The organism is Bosea sp. 124 (genome assembly GCF_003046175.1).
GTDB lineage: Bacteria > Pseudomonadota > Alphaproteobacteria > Rhizobiales > Beijerinckiaceae > Allobosea.
Window position 1 is genome coordinate 2087651 of record NZ_PZZM01000001.1, and the last position, 23217, is coordinate 2110867.

At 67.4% G+C, this 23217-nt stretch carries 28 protein-coding genes; 12 read left to right on the top strand and 16 right to left on the bottom strand.

The window, feature by feature from the left end; translation table 11 throughout:
* The first annotated feature begins 82 nt into the window (after positions 1–82).
* Both rlmN and C8D03_RS09770 read left to right on the top strand, forming a co-directional pair.
* The gene (rlmN, locus tag C8D03_RS09765; RefSeq protein ID WP_108046085.1) at positions 83–1306 is read left to right on the top strand and encodes a dual-specificity RNA methyltransferase RlmN; all 1224 of its coding nucleotides are present in this window, start codon (positions 83–85) and stop codon (positions 1304–1306) included.
* A gap of 5 nt (positions 1307–1311) precedes the next feature.
* Positions 1312–1788: a hypothetical protein gene (locus C8D03_RS09770; protein ID WP_108046086.1), complete on the top strand. Its 477-nt coding sequence runs from the start codon at positions 1312–1314 to the stop codon at positions 1786–1788.
* Positions 1789–1806: 18 nt separating this feature from the next.
* Here the strand turns inward: C8D03_RS09770 and ggt are convergent, their stop codons facing one another.
* On the bottom strand, positions 1807–3594 hold the full coding sequence (gene ggt, locus C8D03_RS09775) for a gamma-glutamyltransferase (protein WP_108046087.1): 1788 nt from the start codon (positions 3592–3594) through the stop codon (positions 1807–1809).
* 146 nt (positions 3595–3740) lie between these two features.
* Here ggt and C8D03_RS09780 point away from each other — a divergent pair, with 146 nt between their 5' ends.
* The 3 genes from C8D03_RS09780 (at position 3741) to C8D03_RS09790 (ending at position 5879) form a co-directional block, all read left to right on the top strand.
* Positions 3741–4349: a LemA family protein gene (locus C8D03_RS09780; RefSeq protein WP_108046088.1), complete on the top strand. Its 609-nt coding sequence runs from the start codon at positions 3741–3743 to the stop codon at positions 4347–4349.
* A 139-nt stretch (positions 4350–4488) separates the two neighbouring features.
* Positions 4489–5274 (top strand): TPM domain-containing protein, encoded by a 786-nt coding sequence (locus C8D03_RS09785; protein ID WP_108046089.1) that lies wholly within the window; start codon positions 4489–4491, stop codon positions 5272–5274.
* Positions 5274–5879, top strand: coding sequence for a TPM domain-containing protein (locus C8D03_RS09790; RefSeq protein WP_108046090.1), 606 nt, complete (start codon positions 5274–5276; stop codon positions 5877–5879). The genes C8D03_RS09785 and C8D03_RS09790 overlap by 1 nt, the downstream gene beginning before the upstream one ends.
* 7 nt (positions 5880–5886) lie before the next feature.
* Here the strand turns inward: C8D03_RS09790 and C8D03_RS09795 are convergent, their stop codons facing one another.
* The 11 genes from C8D03_RS09795 to acnA form a co-directional block, all read right to left on the bottom strand.
* Positions 5887–6645, bottom strand: a complete 759-nt coding sequence (locus tag C8D03_RS09795; RefSeq protein WP_108046091.1) for a DUF1223 domain-containing protein — start codon at positions 6643–6645, stop codon at positions 5887–5889.
* 67 nt (positions 6646–6712) lie between these two features.
* The gene (locus C8D03_RS09800) at positions 6713–7645 is read right to left on the bottom strand and encodes a lipid A biosynthesis lauroyl acyltransferase (protein ID WP_248308671.1); all 933 of its coding nucleotides are present in this window, start codon (positions 7643–7645) and stop codon (positions 6713–6715) included.
* Positions 7646–7820: 175 nt separating this feature from the next.
* Positions 7821–8843, bottom strand: a complete 1023-nt coding sequence (locus C8D03_RS09805) for a zinc-binding dehydrogenase (protein ID WP_108046093.1) — start codon at positions 8841–8843, stop codon at positions 7821–7823.
* A 16-nt stretch (positions 8844–8859) separates the two neighbouring features.
* Positions 8860–9144 (bottom strand): type II toxin-antitoxin system RelE/ParE family toxin, encoded by a 285-nt coding sequence (locus tag C8D03_RS09810; protein ID WP_108046094.1) that lies wholly within the window; start codon positions 9142–9144, stop codon positions 8860–8862.
* Positions 9141–9380, bottom strand: coding sequence for a CopG family ribbon-helix-helix protein (locus C8D03_RS09815; protein WP_108046095.1), 240 nt, complete (start codon positions 9378–9380; stop codon positions 9141–9143). Before C8D03_RS09815 ends, C8D03_RS09810 begins: the two co-directional genes overlap by 4 nt.
* 69 nt (positions 9381–9449) lie before the next feature.
* Positions 9450–10202, bottom strand: coding sequence for an SDR family oxidoreductase (locus C8D03_RS09820; protein ID WP_108046096.1), 753 nt, complete (start codon positions 10200–10202; stop codon positions 9450–9452).
* Positions 10199–11497, bottom strand: coding sequence for a beta-ketoacyl-ACP synthase (locus C8D03_RS09825; protein ID WP_108046097.1), 1299 nt, complete (start codon positions 11495–11497; stop codon positions 10199–10201). The genes C8D03_RS09820 and C8D03_RS09825 overlap by 4 nt, the downstream gene beginning before the upstream one ends.
* 10 nt (positions 11498–11507) lie before the next feature.
* Entirely contained in the window at positions 11508–12635 is a 1128-nt protein-coding gene (locus C8D03_RS09830) for a beta-ketoacyl-ACP synthase (RefSeq protein WP_108046098.1), read from the bottom strand.
* 2 nt (positions 12636–12637) lie between these two features.
* The gene (locus C8D03_RS09835; protein ID WP_108046099.1) at positions 12638–13105 is read right to left on the bottom strand and encodes a 3-hydroxyacyl-ACP dehydratase FabZ family protein; all 468 of its coding nucleotides are present in this window, start codon (positions 13103–13105) and stop codon (positions 12638–12640) included.
* 174 nt (positions 13106–13279) lie between these two features.
* Positions 13280–13561 (bottom strand): acyl carrier protein, encoded by a 282-nt coding sequence (locus tag C8D03_RS09840; protein ID WP_054211782.1) that lies wholly within the window; start codon positions 13559–13561, stop codon positions 13280–13282.
* Positions 13562–13820: 259 nt separating this feature from the next.
* Entirely contained in the window at positions 13821–16520 is a 2700-nt protein-coding gene (gene acnA, locus C8D03_RS09845) for an aconitate hydratase AcnA (protein ID WP_108046100.1), read from the bottom strand.
* 256 nt (positions 16521–16776) lie between these two features.
* On the opposite strand from acnA, the gene ccmA reads away from it, so the two are divergent.
* The 3 genes from ccmA (at position 16777) to C8D03_RS09860 (ending at position 18852) form a co-directional block, all read left to right on the top strand.
* A complete protein-coding gene (gene ccmA / locus C8D03_RS09850; RefSeq protein WP_108051462.1) occupies positions 16777–17373 on the top strand; it encodes a heme ABC exporter ATP-binding protein CcmA in 597 nt (198 codons plus the stop codon).
* Positions 17370–18038 carry a heme exporter protein CcmB gene (gene ccmB, locus C8D03_RS09855; RefSeq protein ID WP_108046101.1) on the top strand — a complete coding sequence of 223 codons (669 nt, stop codon included), beginning with the start codon at positions 17370–17372 and terminating at the stop codon, positions 18036–18038. The genes ccmA and ccmB overlap by 4 nt, the downstream gene beginning before the upstream one ends.
* Before the next feature lie 59 nt (positions 18039–18097).
* A protein-coding gene (locus C8D03_RS09860; RefSeq protein WP_108046102.1) for an IS5 family transposase occupies positions 18098–18852 on the top strand; the annotation gives its coding sequence in 2 pieces (ribosomal slippage) (positions 18098–18431 and positions 18431–18852; 756 coding nt in all).
* A 127-nt stretch (positions 18853–18979) separates the two neighbouring features.
* Here C8D03_RS09860 and C8D03_RS09865 read toward each other — a convergent pair.
* The gene (locus tag C8D03_RS09865; protein ID WP_108046103.1) at positions 18980–19222 is read right to left on the bottom strand and encodes a hypothetical protein; all 243 of its coding nucleotides are present in this window, start codon (positions 19220–19222) and stop codon (positions 18980–18982) included.
* A 230-nt stretch (positions 19223–19452) separates the two neighbouring features.
* On the opposite strand from C8D03_RS09865, the gene C8D03_RS09870 reads away from it, so the two are divergent.
* The 4 genes from C8D03_RS09870 (at position 19453) to C8D03_RS09885 (ending at position 21381) form a co-directional block, all read left to right on the top strand.
* Positions 19453–19692 (top strand): hypothetical protein, encoded by a 240-nt coding sequence (locus C8D03_RS09870; protein ID WP_108046104.1) that lies wholly within the window; start codon positions 19453–19455, stop codon positions 19690–19692.
* A 113-nt stretch (positions 19693–19805) separates the two neighbouring features.
* Positions 19806–20582, top strand: coding sequence for a heme ABC transporter permease (locus tag C8D03_RS09875; protein ID WP_108046105.1), 777 nt, complete (start codon positions 19806–19808; stop codon positions 20580–20582).
* The gene (gene ccmD / locus C8D03_RS09880) at positions 20579–20752 is read left to right on the top strand and encodes a heme exporter protein CcmD (protein WP_108046106.1); all 174 of its coding nucleotides are present in this window, start codon (positions 20579–20581) and stop codon (positions 20750–20752) included. The genes C8D03_RS09875 and ccmD overlap by 4 nt, the downstream gene beginning before the upstream one ends.
* Positions 20749–21381, top strand: a complete 633-nt coding sequence (locus C8D03_RS09885; RefSeq protein WP_108046107.1) for a DsbE family thiol:disulfide interchange protein — start codon at positions 20749–20751, stop codon at positions 21379–21381. Before ccmD ends, C8D03_RS09885 begins: the two co-directional genes overlap by 4 nt.
* A gap of 90 nt (positions 21382–21471) precedes the next feature.
* Here C8D03_RS09885 and purQ read toward each other — a convergent pair whose 3' ends face one another.
* The 3 genes from purQ to C8D03_RS09900 all read right to left on the bottom strand — a co-directional run bounded on the left by purQ (position 21472) and on the right by C8D03_RS09900 (position 23208).
* On the bottom strand, positions 21472–22167 hold the full coding sequence (purQ, locus tag C8D03_RS09890; RefSeq protein ID WP_108046108.1) for a phosphoribosylformylglycinamidine synthase subunit PurQ: 696 nt from the start codon (positions 22165–22167) through the stop codon (positions 21472–21474).
* An 89-nt stretch (positions 22168–22256) separates the two neighbouring features.
* A complete protein-coding gene (gene purS / locus C8D03_RS09895; RefSeq protein WP_108046109.1) occupies positions 22257–22499 on the bottom strand; it encodes a phosphoribosylformylglycinamidine synthase subunit PurS in 243 nt (80 codons plus the stop codon).
* Positions 22500–22581: 82 nt separating this feature from the next.
* Positions 22582–23208 (bottom strand): hypothetical protein, encoded by a 627-nt coding sequence (locus C8D03_RS09900; RefSeq protein ID WP_108046110.1) that lies wholly within the window; start codon positions 23206–23208, stop codon positions 22582–22584.
* Positions 23209–23217: the final 9 nt, after the last annotated feature.

Genomic DNA, 23217 nt, shown 5'->3' on the forward strand with positions numbered 1-23217 from the left:
CCATGATTTCGCGGCTGGACGTTCTCGTGCTATGAGCCGCAGCCATTCGGGCCCTTGATGCCCGACCCGAGCCAGAGTTCCGATGACCCTCTCCGTCCTTGAACCCGCCGCGCCAGCGGCCGAACCTGTTTTGCAGCGTCTGTCGCTGGTCGGGCGCACGCGCGCCGGCCTCGCCGAGGCGCTGGCCGAGATCGGCGTGCCGGAGAAGGAGCGGCGCATGCGTGTCGGCCAGCTCTGGAACTGGATCTATCATTACGGCGTGCGCGACTTTTCCGCGATGACGACGATCGGCAAGGGCTTGCGCGCCGCACTGGCCGAGCGCTTCACGCTCGACCTTCCGCAAGTCACGGCCGAGCAGGTCTCGACCGACGGCACCCGCAAATGGCTGATCCGCATGGCCCCGACCGGGCCGCGCGACCGCGGCGCCGAGATCGAATGCGTCTATATCCCCGAGGTCGATCGCGGGACGCTCTGCGTCTCCAGCCAGGTCGGCTGCACGCTGACCTGCACCTTCTGCCACACCGGCACGCAGCGCCTCGTGCGCAACCTGACGACGGAAGAGATCGTCGCGCAGTTGATGGTGGCGCGCGACCGGCTCGGCGATTTTCCCAACCGCATCGCGCCGGATGGCGCCTTCGTGCCGAATGATGGCGGGCGCTTCGTTTCCAACATCGTCTTCATGGGCATGGGCGAGCCGCTCTACAATTTCGACGGCGTGCGCGAGGCGATCGATGTCATCTCCGACAATGAGGGGCTTTCGCTGGGGCGCCGGCGCATCACGGTGTCGACCTCGGGCGTCGTGCCGCAGATCGGTCCGCTCGGCTCGCAGATGAACACGATGCTGGCGATCTCGCTGCATGCGGTGCGCGACGATCTGCGCAACGAACTCGTGCCGCTGAACAAGAAATACCCGATCCGCGACCTGATGGAGGCCTGCCGGACCTATCCCGGTGTCTCGAATGCGAAGCGGATCACCTTCGAATATGTCATGCTGAAGGGCGTGAACGATTCCGATGCGGAGGCGCGCGATCTGGTCAGGCTGCTCAAGGGCATCCCGGCCAAGATCAACCTGATCCCGTTCAACCCCTGGCCCGGCACCCGCTACGAGTGCTCGGACTGGGACCGGATCGAGCGTTTCTCCGAGATCGTCTTCCGCGCCGGCTATGCCTCGCCGGTCCGGACGCCGCGCGGGCGCGACATCCTCGCGGCCTGCGGCCAGCTCAAGAGCGAGACCGAAAAGCTGTCTGCCCGCGCCCGGCTGATGCTGGACCAGGGCGAGCCGACCGACACCGCGGTTGCCGGCTGACCCCGATGCTGCGCTGGCTCTTGCTGATTCCGTTTGCGCTGGTGATGGCGATGGCCGCCGGCCTCGTGGCGATGATGGTCGCGAGCGTCGTCTCGCCGGGCCTCGCGCTCCTGATCGGTGGCGGCTTCGAGCGTTTGCTGGATGCCCTGTTCGGGCTCGCCGAAGGTGGCGTCGATCCCGGCCCCACCGCGGAGGCGGCCTTCGCCCTGCTCGGGCGGCTCGGCTTTGCGATCATCGTCGCGCCTGTCGTGCTGGTCGCAGTCGGTTCCGAGTTGTTCGGCCTGCGCAGCGGGCTGATCCAGAGCGGGCTCACCGGCCTGCTCTCGGCGCTTCTGCCGCTCGGCATGCTGGGCCTGGCGCGCACGCCGAGCGGGGCCGAGGTGCAGGTCATCGGCGCGCTGGTGCTGGTCGGCGCTGCGACGGGTTTCGTCTACTGGCTGATCGCCGGGCGGGGAGCGGGTGGCCAGCGGTCTGCCTCCTGATCTGGAAATTTTCGCCGTTCAATCCCCGATCGCGACGCCTTCCCGGCGTCCATCCGCGCCGCCGACGAAACCCTCCGGCGTCTTGAGGATGGCCTGGATGCCAGAGGTCATCTCGAGCAGGCGGACCTCGTGGCCTTTCGCTTCGAGCGCCGCCTTCCAGGCCTCGGCTTCGGTGCCCTTCTCCAGTTCCGTCGGGCCGTTGCGGCTGCCGAAATTGCCGAGATCGACAGCGGCCTGCGGGTCCATCTTCCAGTCGAGCAGCGCCACCAGCGTCCTGGCGACGAAGCCGATGATCTGGCTGCCGCCGGGCGAGCCGACGACGGCATAGAGCCGTCCGAAGGCGTCGAAGACCAGCGTCGGAGCCATCGAGGAGCGCGGCCGCTTGCCGGGCTCGACGCGGTTGGCGATGGGCTTTCCGTCCTCCTCCGGCGCGAAATTGAAGTCGGTCAGCTCGTTGTTGAGCAGGAAGCCGCCGGCCGTCATCAGCCGCGCGCCGAAGCCGTCCTCGATCGTCGTGGTCATCGAGAGCGCGTTGCCCCCGGCATCCACGATGGAGATATGGCTGGTGCCGTTCTCGATGCCGTCGGAGGGGGCGAGCCGCTGTGCGCGCTTGTTGGGCGGTTCGCCGGCCCTAGCGCGGCCCATCGAGCGGTCGGGGCTGACGAGACCGGCCCGCGAGCGGATATAGTCGCGGTCGATCAACCCCGTGAGCGGGATGCCGATGAAGGCAGGATCGGCGAGATAGAGGTTGCGGTCGGCGAAGGCGAGCCGGCCGGCTTCGGCGAACCAGTGCGCGGCTTCGGCGCCGGGACCGAGACGCGCGAGATCGCGCGTTTCGAGGATGCCGAGCATCTGCTGGATCGCGACGGCACCCGAACTCGGCGGCCCCATCCCGCAGATGCGCCAGACGCGATAGGCGCCGCAGACCGGCTCGCGTTCCTCGATCCTGTAGGCCGCGAGATCGTCCAGCGTGATGTCGCCGGGATTGCTCGCATGGCCGGTGACGGTCGCGACGATGTCCTGCGCGACCGAGCCGGAATAGAAGGCATTCGAGCCGCTTTCGGCGATGGCCCGCAGCGTTGCCGCGAAGGCCGGGTTCTTGAGGATCGTGCCGACAGGCTTGGCCTTGCCGTCCGGTCCGTAGAAATAGGCGGCGGCTCGCGGGTCCCTGGCCAGATTGGTCTCGCCCGAAAGCAAGCCGTTCAAGCGGGGCGAGATCGGAAACCCCTCCTCCGCCAAGCTGATCGCGGGCGCGAGCACCTGTGCCCAGGGCAGACGGCCCCAGCGTCGATGCGCGTCTTCCAGCAGCTTGAGCGTGCCGGGCACGCCGACCGAGCGCCCGCCCACGACCGCATCGGCGAAACGCATCGGCTTGCCGTCGCGACCGATGAAGCGGTCGGGCTTTGCGGCACCGGGCGCCGTCTCGCGGCCGTCCAGGGTCGTCAGCCGCTTTGCGGTCTCGTCCCAGTGCAGCAGGAAGGCTCCGCCGCCGATGCCGGAGCTTTGCGGCTCGACAAGGTTGAGCACGAGCTGGATCGCGACCGCCGCATCGGCCGCGCTGCCGCCGGCCCGCAGGATGTCGCGGCCAGCGGCGGCGGCCAGCGGATTGGCGGCCGCCACCATGAAGCGCCGGGCCGTGGCGGTGGACTTGGCGATCCGCCCGGTCGCGGCTTCCGGTGCGGGGGCGAGCACCGGCGCCTGAGGCTGAGTTTGGGCCTGGGCGGGGCCGGTCGGTGCGACGCAGGCCAGCAGACTGAAGACCGCGGCCCGGTGCAAGCAGCACCAGGCCTCAACTGAGAATCGCATGGTCCGATCTCCTGATTGGCGGGCCCCGGAGGAGGTTAGCGCGCCGGCATCAGTCTGCGCCATGCCTGCATTCGTCTTGGACCGTTCGTCCTGGAGGGATAAGGTCCGAATCGTTGTTTCCGAGACAGTGCCAAAGGGGCCCCGGCATGTCGTTTGCGCTCTCCACGATCTTTCGTCGACCTCTCGCCGTCGCGGCTGTTGCGCTGCTCGGGCTGGCGCTGGCCGGCTGTGGCGTCAACAACGTGCCGACACTGGAGGAGAAGGCCAAGGCGAGCTGGGGCGAGGTGCAGAACCAGTACCAGCGCCGCGCCGACCTGATCCCGAATCTGGTCGAGACGGTGAAGGGCTACGCCTCGCAGGAGCGCGAGGTGCTGACTGCCGTCGTGGAGGCGCGTGCCAGGGCGAGCCAGGTCAAGGTCGATGCCTCGACGATCACCGACCCCGTCCGGTTCAAGGAATTCCAGGACGCGCAGAACCAGCTCAGCGGCGCGCTCGGGCGGCTGCTGGTGACGGTCGAGCGCTATCCCGACCTGAAGTCCAACCAGAACTTCCTGGCGCTGCAGTCCCAGCTCGAAGGCACGGAGAACCGCGTCGCCGTGGCGCGGCGCGACTTCATCCAGGCGGTGCAGGCCTTCAATACGGAAATCCGTACCTTTCCCGGCGTGATCTGGGCCCGGCTGTTCTGGGGGGCCAAGGCGATGGAGAGCTTCGCGGCGACCACCGGGGCCGAGAGGCCGCCCGCGGTGAAGTTCTGAGGGCGGCCGAAGAGTCCGGGCCGTGCGCCTGAATCAGTCGTCATGCTCGGGCTCGAGCCGCGCATCTCCTGCAAGAGAGTCTCGGGCATCAGACGCTTGGACGAGCGTTTCTCGCGCCTCCGCCTCGCTACGCCCGAGAATGACGGCCGTGTGCATCGCGCTGCTCGCGGCGCTGTTCGGTTCGCTCGCCCATGCCGCCGATCCGTCCTATCCCGCGCTCACGGGCCGGATCGTCGACGGCGCAAACCTGATCGCATCCGAGGCGCGCCAGCGCATCGAGGGCAAGATCAAGGCCCATGAGGACAAGACGTCCGACCAGCTCGTGGTCGCGACGGTGCCCTCGCTGCAGGGCCTCACGATCGAGGACTATGCCAACGGGCTCTTCCGGTTCTGGAAGCTGGGCGAGGCCAAGACCAACAACGGGGTGCTGCTGCTGGTCGCGCCGAACGAGCGCAAGGTCCGCATCGAGGTCGGCTATGGGCTCGAAGGTGCGCTGACCGACGCTCTCTCCAAGGTCATCATCACCACGGCGGTCGCGCCGAAGTTCAAGGCGGGCGACTTCGCCGGAGGGATCGAGGGCGGAGCCGATGCGATCCTGAGCATTCTCGCCGGGGACGCCGAGGAATGGCAGCGTCGCGCCAGCGTCCGCAGCGATGACAGCTCGACTGCGGAGGCGATCGCGATCGTCTTCACGATGCTGATGGTCTTCATCCTGATCGCCGCCTTCATGAACGAGTTCCGCGGCAGCGGCGGGGCGCGACGCCACCGGCTGCGCAACGGACGCTGGGTGACGCTGCCGCAGAGCTCCGGCTGGAGCACAGGCTCGGGCTCGGGCGGCGGCTGGAGTTCGGGGTCGAGTTCAGGCGGCGGCTTTTCGGGCGGCGGCGGATCGTCCGGCGGCGGCGGCGCCTCGGGAGACTGGTGATGGATGAGCAGGACCGGGACGCGATCGCGGAGGCCGTGCGTCAGGCCGAAGGTCTGACGGCCGCCGAGATCGTCGTCGTGATCGACCATGCCGCGTCGAGCTATCGGACGGTTCCCGTGGTGATGGCGCTGTCACTGTCGCTGCTCGTGCCCTGGCCATTGCTGGCGCTGTCGGAGACGAGCGCGCCGCGGATTTTCCTGATCCAGCTCATCTGTGCGGCGCTGCTGCTCGGTACGCTGCTCTGGTATGGGCGCGGCGGCCGTTTCGTGCCGGGTTTCGTCAAGCGCCAGCGTGCCCATGACGTGGCGCTGCGCGAATTCACCGCACGCGGCCTGACGCGAACCCGCCAGCGCACCGGGGTGCTGCTCTATGTCGCCATCCAGGAGCGCTATGCGGAAATCCTCGCCGATACGGGCATCGACGGGAAGGTCGATCAGGCGGTGTGGGACACGATCATCGAGTCGGTCCTCGTGGCTGCCCGGGAGGATCGCCTGCGGGGCGGGCTGGTCGACGCCGTCCGCGCCGTCGGAGCCGTGCTGGCGAACCACGCGCCGCGCCGGCCGGACGATGTCGACGAACTGCCGAACAAGGTGGTGATGCTCTGAAAGCGTCTCAGCGCGGGCTGCGCGCCGCGCCCAGGATCGCACCCGGCATCATGCCGTATTTCCCGGGCTGTTCCGCCTGGACGATCACGACATAGCTGTCGGCTTCCGCCGACTGTGTCGCGGCAAGCGACGCGGTCAGCGTCGCCTCCTTGCCGTCCCAGTCGCCGATACGGGTCATGCCGCGCACGACATTGGCGTAGGAGACGGTCTTGCCCTGGTTCTCGCCGCGCGCGATCGGAACCGTGACCATCCGCGTCGTCGCCAGGACCCAGACGCCGGCCGTCCGCTCGGCAGGAACATCCAGCGGCGCAAGCTTGACCTGAAGTGCGCCCGCCTCTTCCTTCAGGGAGACCTTCGCGACGAAGCCCGCGCCGGATGGCTGCTTGGCTGCCCGCTCGATCTCGATCCTGTCGGAGCCGACGACATGCGACGCGCCGTTGATGACGGCTTGAGGCGTGTAGACCTGTCCGTCGCCGCGCGCCTTGGCGTAGAATTTCTGCCGCTTGGCGAAGCTGTCCTTCCCGAGCGTGTCCTTCCAGCCGAGATAGTCCCAATAGGTCACGGGCAGTGTCAGCGCGATCATGTCCGGGTTGCGCGCCAGCTCGACGAAGAGCGCGTCGGCCGGCGGGCAGGAGGAGCAGCCCTGGCTGGTGAAGAGCTCGATCACCGCCTTCGGCTGCCTGTCCGCGGATTCGGCGCGCGCGACCGCACCGCCCAGGACGAGCAGGGCGATGGAGGCTGAAAGGAGGCGCGCGAGGACGGTCATGGCTTGAACTCGGCGAGATGTTACATCTCAGGCGTTACCAAAGCGCCCAATCCATCTCACTTGGAAATCACGTTGCCTTGAAAAGCGGTGTGTGTGCAACCGCCATGCCGGCCTCGGCGGCGGGGGCCGCGATCATGTTCGGCCGCCAGCGCCGGTGCATCCAGAGCCATTGCTCGGGATGCTCGCGGACCCAGCCTTCGACCACCGCCGTCATCATCGCCATCGCACCCTGGACGTCAATCTCGCCGGCGGCGTCGCGCGGCAGGTCGAGCGGCGGCGTCAGCTCCAGCCGGAAGCGCTGCCTGGGCAGGCGGATGACGCGCACGCCATGCACGGGGCATTCGAAACGGCGGGCGAATTTGCCGAGAATCGGGTTGGTCAGGGCCGGGCGGCCCATGAAAGGCACCACGACGCCGCGGGTAAAGTGCTGGTCGATCAGCATGCCGAGATGACCGTTGCGTTCGAGAACGCCCTGCATGGCGAAAGCCGCGCCCTGTTTTGCCGCGGCGAGGCCGCCCATGGCGCCGGAGCGGATCTCGTGGACGATCGCAGCGATGGCCGGATCGTTGGGCGCGCGGAAGACTGCGGTGGTCTCGAGGTCGTAGGCCGCCGCGCAGATCGCCGGCAGCTCCCAGTTGGCGAGATGGGCGGAGAAGATCAGGCCGGGCTTCGCGTCGTCCTTCAGCGCGATGAAGTGCTCGATGCCGTCGACCTCGACGCGCGAGGGCGCGTCGGGATTGAGATAGTCATAGTCGAACAGCGTCTTCAGATGGGCGTATTCGGCGGCGGTCCGGCCCAGGTTTTCCCAGGCGCCGCGTGCGATGCGGCGCACCTCCGGCTCGGCCATGCCGGGAAAGGCGGCGCGGATATTGGCCAGCGCGACGCGGTTGACCGGGATCAGCGGACTGGCCGTGCGCAGCAGCCAGCCGCCAAGGTCGCTCGACCGCTCGGGCCCGAGCAGGCGCAGGAACGCGAACAGGGCCCGGATCAGGCCGATCATCACCATGGCGCCGGCGCGCGCGGCGAACATCTTCAGTCGTCTCAAGATCGGTCCGGCCCCATCTCGCCCGCGTGACCTTCGAGGCCGGGCTGAAGCCGCGACTTGGGGCAGGAACGCGGCTTCGTCAAGTTTTGCGCACGTTCGGGCCGATAAGCTGCGTCCGTTCGCAGAGGCTTCAAAACGTCACGACGACCTTGCCGAAGACCTGCCGGCCTTCGAGACGGGCCAGGCCCTTCTCGAAATCCTCGAGCGGAAACACCGAATCGATCACCGGCTTCATGCCGCCGGCCATCTTCTCGAGCGATTGGCGAATATTCTCGATCCGGCAGCCGAAGGAGCCGGTGATGCGATATTGCTGCTGGAAGAGCTGCATCAGGTTCATCGTCGTCGAGGCACCCGAGGTCGCGCCGCAGGTGACGAGCCTTCCGCCACGCTTGAGGCAGAGCAGCGAGCCGTTCCAGGTGTCGGCGCCGACATGTTCGAAGACGACGTCGACGCCCTTACGCTTGGTGAGCTGGCGAACCTCGCCCTCGAAGCGCTCGGTCTTGTAGTTGATGACGTAATCGGCGCCGAGCGCCTTGGCCTTGGCGCCCTTCTCGTCGTCGCCGACGGTGGTGTAGACGGTGCAGCCGATGGCCTTGGCCATCAGGATCGCGGCCGTGCCGATGCCGGAGCCGCCGGCATGGACCAGCACCGATTCGCCGGGCTCCAGCCGGGCATTGTCGAACAGCATGTGCTGGACCGTGCCGAAGCCGATCGGCGCGCAGGCGGCATCCTCGAAGGAGACGCCGGGGGGCGCCTTGATCACCAGCCTGGCCTCGCGATTCAGTAGCTCGCGGGCGAAACCGTCGATGTGAAAGCCCATGATCCCGGCGACGTTCTCGCAGAGATTGTCGCGGCCCTCGCGGCAGGCCTTGCATTGGCCGCAGGTGTCGGCGCCATAGGCCGTGACCGTGTCGCCGACCGCGAGGCCCGTGACGCCCTCGCCGATGCAGACGATTTCGCCCGCCGCCTCGACGCCTGCCGCCTGCGGCATCTTGCGCTTGGCGAAGGCCATGCCGCGAAAACCCCAGATGTCGAGATAGTTCAGCCCGATCGCGCGGATGCGGATCTGGACCTCGCCGGCGGCGGGCGGCGGCGGCGGCTCGATCTCCTCGAGACGGAGGTCGCGGTCGCCATGAAGCTGGAGGGAACGCATGGGAATCGAATGTCTTTCAAAGGTGATCCGGCCATTCACGCGAGGCGTGCAGCGCGGCCAGGATTTCAACACGCCCGTCACGGACGCGGTAAGGGATAATATAGGGCGTCCCGGTGACCACGAATTCGCGGGTGCCGTCAACGCGACCCGGACGTCCCATCTCTGGATACTCGGCCATTTTGGCGGCTCTAGCCTCGATCTCGAAGGTCAATCGTTCAGCAAGGGCTCGATCTGCGGCCGCGACGAAGGCAAAAATGGTATCGATCTCGGCCAGAGCGCGCGAGGACCAATGAACCTTCACGCCTTTGTCCGATATTTATCGAATACGGCCCGGACCTCATCATCAGTAGCGAACTCGCCGCGATCCGCTTCCGCGATGCCTTCCTTGATGCGCGCGATCTGCCAGGCGTTCAGCTCGACATAGGACTCGATGGCCTTGGCCGCGATCCAGCTGCGCGAGCGGTCCGTGTCGGCAGCCAGCGCGTCGAGCTTGGCCAGCATCTCGTCGTCGAGGCGGATGGTGAAGGCTGCGGTCATGACGCGATCTCCCCGCGGTTCATCCTGGTTCAATCTGAACCTAGCACGAGCGGCCGGCCTGGTCGATTCTCAGCGATGCACGCCGAGATGCGCGGTCACGCCGCCGTCGATCGGGATCACCGTGCCGGTGATGTAGGCCGCCGGCTCGCTCATCAGAAAGGCGGCGAGGCCCGCGACCTCTTCCGGCTTCGCGAAACGCCCGGCCGGGATCTGGCCCTGCATCTTGTCGCGATAGGCGGCGTAGGGCGCCATCATGTCGGTGTCGACGAAGCCCGGCGCGATGATGTTGACGGTGACGCCGCGCTTGCCGGTCTCGACCGCGAGCGTCTTGGCATAGGAGATCAGGGCGCCCTTGGATGCGGCATAGGCCGCATTGCCAGGGTTGCCGCGCAAAGCCGCGACGGAGCCGATCGCGACGATGCGTCCAGCGCGGGCGCGGATCATGTTGCGCATCAGGCTCTTGGCGAGGCGGGTGAAGGCCCAGAAATTGACCTGCATCGCCGCCTCCGCCTTGTCCTGCACCATCATCGCGGCGAGCGAATCATAGGGCTGGCCGGCATTGTGGATCAGGCCAAAATAGCTCTCGCCCTCGCCCTCGCGTTCGTCGCAGAAGGCGTCGAGCGCGGCCTTGTCGGAAAGGTCGAGCGGGAGGGCGTCGATGCTGCGACCGGGATAGGCCTGCGCGATCTCGGCTGCGAGCGCCAGAGCCTGCTCGCCCGAGCTGCGATAGGTGAAATCGACGTCGTGGCCGGCTGCCGCCAGCGCACGCACGATCGCTGCGCCAACCCCCTTGGCGCCTCCGGTGACGAGGATCCGGGTCATGTGCGCGCGGGCTCCGCGGTCAGGACGAGGCTGGTGTTCTGGCCGCCGAAGCCGAAGGAGTTCGACAGGACGGTGCGCACCGTCGCATCGCGGGCGACATTGGGCACGACGTCGAGCGCGATCGCCGGATCGGGCGTGGTGTAGTTGATCGTTGGCGGGATGCGGCCATGGGCGATGGTCAGGAACGAGATCACCGCCTCGACGGCGCCGGCCGCTGTCAGGGTGTGGCCGAGCATCGACTTGTTGGAGGACATCGGCAGCCTGCCCATGCGCTCGCCGAAGACGGCGGCGCAGCTCATCGCCTCCATCTTGTCGTTCTCCGGCGTCGAGGTGCCGTGGGCGTTGATATAGTCGACGTCGTCAGGCTTCAGCCCGGCATCGTCCAGCGCGTCCTGCATGGCGAGGATGGCCGGCTTGCCGTCCGGGCTCGAGCGGGTGCGGTGGAAGCCGTCGCCGCGCTCGCCGCAGCCGGCGACGATGCCGAGGATCGCAGCTCCGCGCGCCAGGGCATGGTCGTAATCCTCCAGCACGAGCGCGCCGGCGCCCTCGCCCATGACGAAGCCGTCGCGGTTCTTGGAGAAGGGCTTGGCGGCTGCTTCCGGCGGGTCGTTATGGGTCGAGAGCGCCGAGAGCAGCGAGAAGCGGATCAAGGCCTCGGCATGGATCGAGCCGTCTGTGCCGATGCAGAGCGCAGCGTCGGTCTCGCCACGCCGGATCGCCTCGACACCCATCTGGATCGCGGTCGCGCCGGACGAGCAGGCGGTCGACAGCGAGATCGGCGAACCTTTGGTGCCGAATGCGTCCGCGACATGGTCGGCGACCGTTCCGAACAGGAACATCTCGTGCATCGGCCTGAATTTCAGCGAGGCGGCCGCGCGCAGCAGGCCATCGTAATCGACCTCGCCCTCGACGGTCGCGGCGAGTTCCTGCTTCTGCGGCCATTCCATCTCGACGGGAGGCACCGCCATGAAGAGCTCGCCTGGGAAATCGCCCGGCTTGCCGAGCCCGCTCTGGCCGACGGCCTCCTCGGCGGCCAGCATGGCGAGCTTCTCGGAGAGCTGCGGCGCCGTGAACGGACCGTCGAACAGGAAATCGACGGTGCCGCCGATCGTGGTGCGCAGGCCCTGCGTCGGAAACCGCTCGATCGCGTGGATGCCGGAGCGTCCAGCGGTCAGCGCTTCCCAGTTGGCGTCCTTGCCCTGACCGAGCGAGGTGACGATGCCGAGTCCCGTGACGGCGACGATCGGGCGGCCCTTGGAGTCGCGGTGCGAAGGGGTCTGGTTGATCGCGTTCATGGAACCGTCCTCAGGCCTTGACCAGATGGGCTACACCCTCGCCGCGCCAGTGGCCGGCGCCGGTGACGACGGCCTCCTGCGCCTGCCCCGTCGAGAGGGCGGCAGCGGCGAGCGCGACCGAGACGGGGAAGGCGGCCTCGACAGCGTGGCCGACGAGATCGCCCGTCGCGATGCGGCGAGCCTGCGGCAGGGTGGCGATGGCGGCGGCTTCTTCCGCCGTGATGCGGGCGACCCCGGCTGCGGCGGAGATGGCGAGCGCTCCGGGCGAAACCGTGCCGAGATCGGCGAGCAGGCTGCGCAGGGTGGTCTCGACCGTGCCGGGCTGGCGCTTCGAGCGGGTGGCGACCACCCGGTCGAGCCGGGCATGGGCACGGGCGCCGCGGGCGGCGGCGCGCTCGGCGGATTCGAGCACGAGAAAGGCGGAGGCGCTGCCGGCGATGAGGCCGGGCGCGTCGTCGCGGTCGAAGACCGGGGCGAAATCGCCCTTGCGCAGATAGCCGCCGAGTTCGAACAGCAGCAGCATGTCGCGACGCTCGGCATTGTAGGAGCCGCCGACCAGCATGACCTCGGCCTGTCCGGAGGCGATGCGGGCATGGGCGGTGCGGATCGCGTCGACGCCGGCCTGCTCCTCGCCCATGAAGGTGCGCGAGGCGCCGGTGATGCCGTGGACGATGCCGATATTGCCGGCGAGCAGGTTGGAAAGCTGCGCCAGGAACAGGGTCGGGCGCAGATCGCCCATCAGCCGTTCGTTGAGGAAGGAGCCGGGCGCGTTGGCGCCGCGCAAGCCGGTGAGGATGGCGCCGTCGACGGCATGGTCACGCTCGCCGCCTCCGGCCGCGACGATGACCTGGAGCACGCTCTTCGCCTCGGCATCCTCTTTCAGCCCGGCGCCGTCCAGCGCGAGGCCGGCCGCATAGACGCCGAGGCGCTGCCAGGGCTCCATCTGGCGCTGGTCGGACTTCTTCGGGATCTGCCGGTCGAGCTCGAGGGCTTTCAGCGGATGGACCGGGTAGGGGGCGAAGCTCGCTGTGTCGACGACCGGCGCAGTGTTGCCGGCGAGGGCGGCCGCATGGGTCTCGATGCCCTCGCCGAGACTGGAGGCGAGGCCGATTCCGGTGATGACGACGTCGCGCTGCATGGTCAGGCCTGTTCCGGAGCAAGACCGATGGCGGCAAGGCGCGCCTCCATCAGGCTTCGCATATCGGCGGGGAAGGGCATCAGGCGGAAGCGAAGTTCCGCATCGCAGATCGGCTTGCCGGCGATGGCGATCTTCGCCTTGGTCGCGGCATAGCCGGAGCCCTCGATGACGAGTTCGGCCGTGATGTCGAGCACGGCATCGGGCTCGACGAAGGTGCGGAAGCGCGCCTTGTCGACGGTCATCAGGAACGGCATCTGCGTCATGCCGTTGAGGGCGAGCAGGAGATAGCCCGAGGCCTGCGCCATGGTCTCGGTCAGAAGCACGCCGGGCACGAGCGGGTGACCGGGGAAATGCCCCTCGAAAACCGGGCTGGCATCGGCGGCGGGCACGGTCGAGCGCGTCATGATGCGCTTTTCGCCCGGCTCGAAGGCCAGCACGGTGTCGATCATGTCGAAATATTCGAGGCGCATGCGCTTCCGATCGTCGATGACGCGTGTCGAAGCCCGCTCCGACGCGGCTATGCTCTAACGGCTGAGGCCGTTCCGCTCAAGATCGCCCGTCCTGAACGTCGATAGCCCCCGTCCCGAGGAACCGCTGGCGGCGCCTTGGGAGAGGGGGCTGATCTATTGTCGATGCGGTCTGGCTCAGGCCGCCTTGGCGGCGACGAGGTCGTCAATGCGCTTGCACAGGTTCTCGAGCACGAAATACTGCTCGGCGGGCGCCTTGCCCTCATTGACTTCCTGCGTCCACTGCTCGAGCGGCAGCTTGATGCCGAAGGCCTTGTCGATCGCGAAGGCGATGTCGAGGAAGGCGAGCGAGTCGATGCCGAGATCGGCGATCGCATGGCTCTCGGGGGTGATTTTCTCGCGCGGAATGTCGCAGGTCTCCGAAATGATTCCGGCGACCGTCTCGAACGTGGCGGACATGCGGGTGCTCCCGTCTTGATGATGGAGGCGGACGACATCCGGGCGCGGGTGTTAGCCCTGCGCCTGCCCCAAGCCCCCCGCCAAAGGATGACTGTGACGCCCCCTTACACCGGGGGACGGGCGAGGACAACCTTGGCGGTCACCGGCTGCCATCCCGTCATGCCCGGCCTTGTGCCGGGCATCCACGTCCTGAGCACCGCGCTCGGCCAGCAAAGGCGTGGATGGTCGGGACGAGCCCGACCATGACGAAGAAGGACGGTCAGGCCGCGATGCCGCGCAGGACGTAGTGCAGGATGCCGGCGTTCTTGAAGTAGTCGATCTCGTCCAGCGTATCGATGCGGCAGAGGATCGGCACCTGCTTCACCGTGCCGTCGGCATAGGTGATCTCGGCTTCCAGCATCTGGCGCGGCTTCACCGTGGCGAGGCCCTTGATCGAGACGGTCTCGTCGCCCTTCAGGTCGAGCGAGGCCCAGCTCGTGCCCTCCTGCAGAGTGAAGGGGACGACGCCCATGCCGACCAGGTTCGAGCGGTGGATGCGCTCGAAGCTCTGCGCGATCACGGCCTTGACGCCGAGCAGGTTGGTGCCCTTCGCGGCCCAGTCGCGCGAGGAGCCGTTGCCGTATTCGACGCCGGCGAAGACGACCAGCGGCACCTTCTCCTGCTGGTAGCGCATCGCCGCATCATAGATCGGCAGCTCTTCCTTGCTCGGATAGTGGATGGTGTAGCCGCCCTCGCGTCCGTTCGGCCCCATCATGTGGTTGCGGATGCGGATATTGGCGAAGGTGCCGCGCATCATCACCTCGTGATTGCCGCGCCGCGTGCCGTACTGGTTGAAGTCGGCCACCGCGACGCCATGCTCGGTGAGATAGGCGCCTGCGGGAGAGGCCGCCTTGATCGAACCGGCCGGGGAGATGTGGTCGGTGGTGATCTTGTCGCCGAAGAGGCCGAGGATGCGGGCACCCTTGATGTCGGTGACCGGCGACGGCGTCTTGCTGATGCCCTGGAAATAGGGCGGGTTCTGGACGTAGGTCGAGGCGTCCTCCCAGGCATAGGTCTGGCTTTCCGGGGTCTTCACCGCCTGCCAATGCGCGTCGCCCTTGAAGACGTCGGCGTATTTCGCCTCGAAGATGGCGCGGGTGACGTTCTTCGCGATGAAGCTCTGGATCTCCTTGTTGGAGGGCCAGATGTCCTTAAGGAAGACGGGCTTGCCGTCCGAGCCAAGCCCGAGCGGCTCGGTCGTCAGATCCATCTGCACGGAGCCGGCCAGCGCATAGGCCACGACCAGCGGCGGCGAGGCGAGGTAGTTCGCCTGCACGTCCGGCGAGACGCGGCCCTCGAAGTTGCGGTTGCCCGAGATCACGGCGCCGGCGATCAGACCCTGTTCGTTGATCGCCTTCGAGATCGGCGCCGGCAGCGGGCCGGAATTGCCGATGCAGGTGGTGCAGCCGAACCCGACCAGGTTGAAGCCGAGGGCGTCGAGGTCGGTCTGGAGGCCGGCCTTGGCCAGGTATTCGGCGACGACCTGCGAGCCCGGCGCCAGCGAGGTCTTCACCCAGGGCTTGACCTTGAGGCCCTTGGCGACGGCGTTCCGGGCGAGCAGGCCCGCGGCCATCAGCACCGAGGGGTTGGAGGTGTTGGTGCAGGAGGTGATGGCCGCGATGACGACGTCGCCATGACCGAGATCGAAGGGCTGGCCCTCGACCGGAACGCGGCGCGCGATTTCCCCGCCCTTCTTGTATTCGGTGTCCATCGCGGCCTTGAAGCCCTTGGCGACGCCGTTCAGGTCGATGCGGCCTTCGGGGCGCTTGGGGCCGGCCATCGAGGGCTGCACGCTCGAGAGGTCGAGTTCCAGTGTGTCGGTGAAGACCGGGTCGGCGGTCTCGATCGTGGCGAAGAGCCCCTGCGCCTTGCTGTAAGCCTCGACCAGCGCGATCCGGTCGGTGGCGCGGCCGGTCGTGGTGAGATATTCCAGCGTCTCGGCATCGACCGGGAAGAAGCCGCAGGTCGCGCCGTATTCCGGGCCCATATTGGCGATGGTGGCGCGGTCGGCGAGGGTGAGGTTGTAGAGGCCGGGGCCGAAGAACTCGACGAACTTGCCGACGACGCCCTTCTTGCGCAGCATCTGCGTGACGGTCAGCACGAGGTCGGTGGCGGTGATGCCTTCCTTGAGCGCGCCGGTCAGCTTGAAGCCGATCACCTCGGGCAGCAGCATCGACTGCGGCTGGCCGAGCATGGCAGCTTCCGCCTCGATGCCGCCGACGCCCCAGCCGAGTACGGCCAGACCATTGACCATGGTGGTGTGCGAATCGGTGCCGACGACGGTGTCGGGATAGGCCATCTCGACCTCGACGCCGTCGATGGTCTCCTTGCGGGTCCAGACGGTCTGGGCGAGGTATTCGAGATTGACCTGATGGCAGATGCCGGTGCCGGGCGGGACGACGCGGAAATTGTCGAACGCGCCCTGGCCCCATTTCAGGAAGCGGTAGCGCTCGGCATTGCGCTCATATTCGAGCTCGACATTCTGGGCGAGTGCCTTGGGCGTACCGAATTCGTCGACGATGACCGAGTGGTCGATGACGAGATCGACCGGCACAAGCGGGTTGATCTTGGCCGGGTCGCCGCCGAGCGCGACGACGCCGTCACGCATCGCGGCGAGGTCGACCACGGCGGGAACGCCGGTGAAGTCCTGCATCAGCACGCGGGCGGGGCGGAAGCCGATTTCCTTGCCGGCGGTGCCCTTGTCGGTCAGCCAGGCGACGAAACCCTCGATGTCGGCTTTGTAGACCGAGCGGCCATCCTCGAAGCGCAGCAGGTTCTCGAGCAGCACCTTCATCGAGAACGGCAGCTTCGAGATCCCCGGCAGGCCGTTCTGTTCGGCGAGCGGCAGCGAATAATATTCATAGGATTTGCTGCCGACGGTGAGCGTCTGGCGGCATTTGAAGGAGTCGAGCGAAGCCATGCGGGCTGATCCTGATCAAGGGGTTGCGGTCGCGAGCCGACAGACGCCTTGCGGGATCGCCGGATCGAAGGCCTAATGCGCATGACGCGCGCGCCGCCTCGGGAGTGCCCGAGCCCCGCGCCGGATCGGCGTGCGGCGTAGCCACGGGTTCTATAGAGCAATTCCAAGAAGCCCGCTACATGAACGAAGCGCGTTCCTTCGCAGACCTGACGCCCCGGAAGACGCTTCGGCCTTGACGCATTTTTCTGTCCCGAACCTGGCCTTGACCGCCGAGAACCTGGCCTGCCGCCGTGGCGGTCGGCTTATCTTCGAGGGCGTGCATTTCCGGCTTGGCCCGGGCGAGGCGATCGCGCTGACCGGGCGCAACGGTGCCGGCAAGTCCAGCCTGCTCGCCATGCTGTGCGGCCGGTTGCGACCGGAGGCGGGCACGATTGCGATCGAGGGCGCGGCGGAGGCGGCGATGGCTGAGCTGAGCCATGCGATCGGGCATCGCGACGGGCTCAAGACGGCGCTGTCGGCTCGAGAAAATCTCGCTTTCGCGCAGGCGCTGCTCGGCGATGCCGCGGTGGCACCGGACGCCGCGCTGGCGGCGGTCAGCCTGCAGCATGTCGCGGAGCTGCCGGTGGGCTATCTCTCTGCCGGGCAGCGTCGCCGGGTGGCGCTGGCCCGGCTGCTGGTATCGCGGCGGCCGTTCTGGCTTCTCGACGAGCCGATGTCGGCGCTCGACCTCGCCGCCCAGACGATGCTAACCGGGCTGATGCGGGATCATCTGGCGCAGGGCGGAGCGATTCTGGCCGCGACGCATGGGCCGCTCGGCCTCGACGGGGCGCGCGAATTGAGGATCGGCCCGTGAGCCGCGCCTTCTTCGCCATCCTCCGGCGCGATCTCGCACTGGCCTCGCGCGCCGGAGGCGGCGGCGAACTTGCGCTCGTCTTCTTCCTGACGATTGTGGTGCTGGTGCCCTTCGCGCTTGGGCCGGATCTCAACCTGCTGTCACGGATCGGCCCGGCGATCCTGTGGCTGGGTGCGCTTCTGTCGATGCTGATCGGGCTCGATCGGCTGTTTCAGGGTGACGAGGAGGACGGCTCGCTCGACCTGATCCGCGCCTCCGTGCTGCCGTTGGAACTCGTCGTGTTGGCCAAGGGGCTGGCGCATTGGCTGACGACGGGGCTGCCGCTGGCGCTGGCTGCGCCGCTGCTCGGGCTGCTGGTGGCGCTGCCCGGCGAGGCGATGTTGCCGGTCGCGGCGACGCTTCTGGTCGGCACGCCGGCACTGAGCTTCATCGGGGCCGGTGGCGCCGCGCTGACCGCGGGGCTGCGGCGGGGCGGGTTGATCCTGCCCGTGCTGGTCGCCCCACTGACGGTGCCTGTGCTGATCTTCGGCGTCTCGGCGGCGAATGCGGCTCTCGGCGGCACGATTCCGTTCCTGACGCCGTTCCTGATCCTGTGCGCGCTGTCGCTGGCGGCGATCGTGATCGGGACGCTGGCGGCCGCCGCGGCGCTGCGGCAAGTCGACTAGGCTCAGGACCTATTAAATTCGTTTGATCTGTGATTCACGGTGTCTGGGAGGACGCTGTGATGAATGATTTGTTTTTGCTGAGCGAGCGGCAGATGACGCGGATATCGCCGCATTTTCCGCTCTCGCATGGCGTGCCACGGGTCGATGATCGGCGCGTGGTGAGCGGGATCGTCTACATCATCCGCAGCGGCCTGCAGTGGAAGGACGCGCCCAAGGGCTACGGTCCCCACAAGACGCTCTACAACCGCTTCATCCGCTGGAGCCGGCTCGGCGTCTTCGACCGGATCTTCGCCGGGCTCGCCGGCGAGGGACCCAAGCCGGAGCGCATCATGATCGACGCGACGCATCTCAAGGCCCATCGCACGGCGGCGAGCCTGCTCAAAAAGGGGCTGTTCCCCGTCGTATCGGGCGGACCAAGGGCGGGCTGAACTCCAAGCTCCACACTGTCTGCGACGAGAGCGGCCGCCCAATCATCATGCTCCTGTCGGAAGGCCAGATGAGCGACCACAAGGGCGCAAGCCTCGTGCTCGCCGCCCTGCCGCCAGCCAAAACCCTCATCGCCGATCGTGGCTACGACAGCACGCCGTTCCGCCAGGCGCTCGCCGCCAAGGGCATCGCGCCCTGCATCCCCTCGAGCCGAAGCCGGAAAACCCCGTACCCTTATGACAAGGCGCTCTACCGCCAGCGCCACAAGGTCGAGAACCTCTTCGCCAAGCTCAAGGACTGGCGCCGCATCGCAACCCGCTACGATCGATGCGCCCACACTTTCTTCTCGGCAATCTGCATCGCCGCAGCCGTCATCTTCTGGCTCTGATCAATGAGTTCTGAGCCTAGATCATCGGACCGAATATCGTATTCGGTCCGATGATCTCGGTCTTTGATCTTGCATCGGCTTTGTCCGAAAACTGCAGTCCACTTTTCTGACCGATGCTCGGGCGTCGCTAGGCCGATTGACGCGTAAGGGGCTCGGCGCGCTGGCCGCCCAGCTCGACGGCGCAGCCATACTGGCTCGCGAGTCGCGCCACCGTCGTCGCGATGTCCTCGATCCGGATCTCGGGCACGGCATGCCTGCTGCGGATTTCCTGGGCGGTCGCATAGACGTCAAGCACCCGGGACTCACTCGCTTTCGCTCGGATCGTGGTTTCGACCTCGCGTTGGATATCGTCGGGCAGTTGCTGCGTCATGCATTCTCCTCTTCGAAGATGTGCCAGCGTAGCAAGCGAACGGATCCCGGACAACCCATCGCCAATGAATATATCAATCTATTCAGCTTGTTAGCAATTTGCTGAAAGGGCACCCATGGCGGGCATGCAGGAAACGGGGCCAAAAGCGAAGTCTTGGCAGAACGTTGCTTCACCGCCAAATGTGCTTAAGATGTCACCTACTCATTCGCAGGAGCGATCAGGTCTGAACGATGACGGCACTGGAACGTCCCGAACGCCTGCAAATCATGTTGAGCCAGAGCGAGTTGCGGGCGCTGGAGGATTGGCGCTTCGACAAGCGGATGCCGAGCCGGGCGGCCGCGGTGCGCGAGTTGCTGCGCCGTGGGCTGGCGGCGGAAGGTTTCAGCATCGCCGGGGAAGGCATTCGTTCGCAGGAATTCGGAGTGGTGCCGCCGGACGGCAAGTCCGGCCTTTCAGGCGATGGCGGCTGAGGCTCGGCGTCGCCGGTGTCGCATGTTCGGCAAGCGCATTGCTGGCAGGGGCGTGCATTGATAAAGCTGCGGCGGCAGCTTCTGGGGGCAGCCCCCGAGCGTGATGCGATGACATGGCTGGCCTGATCGACCTGGCAAACCCGACGCGCTTCATGCGCTATTCCGCTGTGCTGCTGCCCTGGCTTGCGGGCGCGGCGGCGCTGATGCTGGCTGTCGGCTTCTACCTCGCCTGGTTCGAGGCCCCGGCCGACTACCAGCAGGGCGAGACCATCCGCATCATGTTCGTGCATGTGCCGGCCGCCTGGCTCGCTTTGATGTTCTATTCCGTGATGGCCGTCTCGGCGCTGGGCACGCTGGTCTGGCGGCACCCGCTGGCCGATGTGGCGCAGAAGGCCGCGGCGCCGATCGGCGCCAGCTTCGCCCTAATCTGCCTGCTGACCGGCGCCTTCTGGGGCAAGCCGATGTGGGGCACCTATTGGGTCTGGGATGCGCGGCTGACCTCGGTGCTCGTGCTCTTTCTGATCTATCTCGGCATCATGGCACTGTGGCGGACGCTCGACGATCCGTCGCGCGCCGGGCGTGCGGTCGCGATCCTGACATTGGTCGGCTTCGTCAATGTGCCGATCATCAAGTTCTCGGTCGACTGGTGGAACACGCTGCACCAGCCGGCCTCGGTCTTGCGGATGGGCGGGCCGACGATCCACGCCTCGATGCTCTGGCCGCTGCTCATCCTGGCCGTGGGCTTCACCTGCCTGGCGCTGGCGCTGCATCTTGTCGCGATGCGGGCAGAGATCATGCGCAGGCGCGTGCGGACGCTGACGATCCTCGAGGCCGAGCGACTCGACCAGCTGGCGGCACAGGGGTTGTCGACGCAGGGATCGCCGGCATGAGCGGGCTCGGGCCGCATGCCGGCTTCATCCTGGCGTCCTATGGCGCGGTCGTCATCGTGCTGGGCGGGCTGGCGCTGTCGGTCGCCCTCGACCACCGCGCGCAGAAGCGCGCGCTCGCGGCCCTCGAGCAGCGCGGCGTCGGCCGCCGGTCGGAACGGGTCCAGCCATGAGCCAGGTCGAGAGCGGTCAAGTCGAGGCCCCTGCCGAAGCCTCCGCCGAGATCGCGCCGCACCGGCGAGCGGCGCTGATCTTTCTTGCCCCGCTGATGCTGTTTGCGGCCCTTGCTGTGGTTTTCCTGGTGGGGCTGTTTTCCGGGGATGCCAGCAAGGTGCCCTCCGCCCTGATCGGCAGGCCGGCGCCGCCGATCGCGCTGGCCGCGCTCGAAGGGCTGCAGCGGGACGGGCAGCCCGTGCCGGCCTTCGGCATGGCCGATCTCGCTGCCGGCCGGGCGACGATCGTCAACGTCTTCGCGAGCTGGTGTGCGCCCTGCCGGGTCGAGCATCCCTTCCTCGTGGCGCTCGCGGAGGCGCCGGCCGTGAAGGCCGGCAAGGTCGCGGTCGTCGGGATGAACTACAAGGACGAGGCGGACAATGCCCGGCGCTTTCTCGGCGCCCTCGGCAATCCCTATTCCGCCGTCGGGGTCGACCGCTCGGGACGGGCCGCGATCGAATGGGGCGTCTATGGCGTGCCGGAGACGTTCCTGATCGCGCCGGACGGGCGCATCCTGGAAAAGCATGTCGGCCCGCTGGACGCGGCGACGGCCGGAAAGCTGCTGGCGCGGGCGATGGCGGGCAAATGACGTCGCGCTCGGGCGTGCCCCGAGCATCGTTTCGCGCGTTCTGAAAGCGTTTCGCGGGTCTGCGCTTCGTTTCGTCCGAGAATGACGGCGTTACGCCGCCTTCTTTCCGCCCATCAGGCTGTCGAACATGCCGCGGCCGTCGGTGCCGCCGGTCAGTGAATCGATCAGGTTCTCGGGATGGGGCATCAGCCCCAGCACGTTGAAGCTGGGCGAATAGATGCCGGCGATGTTGTTGAGCGAGCCGTTCGGATTGGCTTCGGCCGTGACCCTGCCCTGCGCGTCGGCATAGCGGAAGGCGACGAGGCCTTCGCCTTCGAGGCGCGCGAGAGTCTCGGGATCGGCGATGTAGTTGCCTTCGCCATGGGCGATGCAGACATCGATGACCTGGCCCTTGCCGTAGGCACCGGCGTAGGGCGTGTCATTGCGCTCGACCGTCAGATGCTGCCGGCGGCAGACGAATTTCAGATCGGCATTGCGCATCAGGATGCCGGGCAGCAGGCCCGCCTCGCAGGCGATCTGGAAACCGTTGCAGATACCCAGCACGAAACCGCCGCGGGCGGCGTGCGCCCGGGTCGCATCCATGATGTTGGCGCGGCCGGCGATGGCGCCGGTGCGCAGATAGTCGCCATAGGAGAAGCCGCCCGGCAGCACGACGAGGTCGGTGCCGGCGGGAAGCGCGGTGTCGGCATGCCAGACATGGGCGACGCTGGCGCCGGCCTGCTTCAGCGCCTTGGCGACGTCGCCGTCACGGTTGGAGCCGGGAAAGGTGATGACGGCGGCTTTCACGGGCGGGTGCTCCTCGGCTTGCGGGCGCCCTGGCGGGCAGCGTCGACGATCTTTGTCGGGGCCGGGAGGCCCCGATCATGTGCGCTGGCTCAGGCGCTGATCTCGACGCGGTAGTTTTCGATCACGGTGTTGGCGAGCAGCTTGTCGCAGGCCGTCTTCAGGGCCGCTTCGGCGGTGGCCTTGTCGCTGCCGGCCAGCTCGATGTCGAAGACCTTGCCCTGGCGGACGGAGCCGACACCCTCGATGCCGAGGGATTTCAGCGCGCCCTCGATCGCCTTGCCCTGCGGGTCGAGCACGCCGGTCTTGAGGGTGACGGTGACGCGGGCTTTCATGGGGATCTCCGGACGAGCGCTGTGCGGGTGCCTTAACGGCGAATCGGGCCGGGCTCAACCGTTTCGCGCGGTTTCACGTGAATCAGCGGCTGCGCCATGCGGCAAGCACATCCCGCCTGGCCGCGGTCTCATTATCGGCGACGGCGAGCGCGACGACGAGGCGCTCGCCCTCGCGCTCATAGAGGATCGCGGTGACGGCCTGCCGCGCCGGCGAATCCTTCAGGCGGATCGTGACGAGGATGCCGCGGGCGTTCTCGATGTCGAAGCGGGCGAAATCGGTCCTGCTGCGGTCGGGCGCTGGCTTCGCCGTTTTTCTCGCTGGATTCCCGGTCGGATTCCTGGCCTTGCGCTGTTCGGCGGCCTTGGCCGCCGCTTTTTCCGCGGCGAGTCGTGCGAAGGCGCGGGCGAGCTCTACCGGCTGCCCGGAGAGAGCCTCGTCCATGTGCCTTGCCTGTGCGCCTTCGAAGGCGACGATCGCGGCGAAGCCCTGCCGGTCGCAGCTTGCGCGCGGGCAGAACACCATGGTCCGGGCCTCGAGCCCGTCATTCAGCACCCAGGACCCGATCGGCAAGGGTTGCCAGCCTTGCGATGCCGGCAGTTCGGCGAAGCCTGCGCCGAACTGGCCGGCGCAGGCGGCGAGCAGCAGGGCCAGGCCGGCCAGCACCGGCGCGACATGGAAACGGGAGCGCAGGCGCTCCCGTTCAGTCATCGGCGAAGG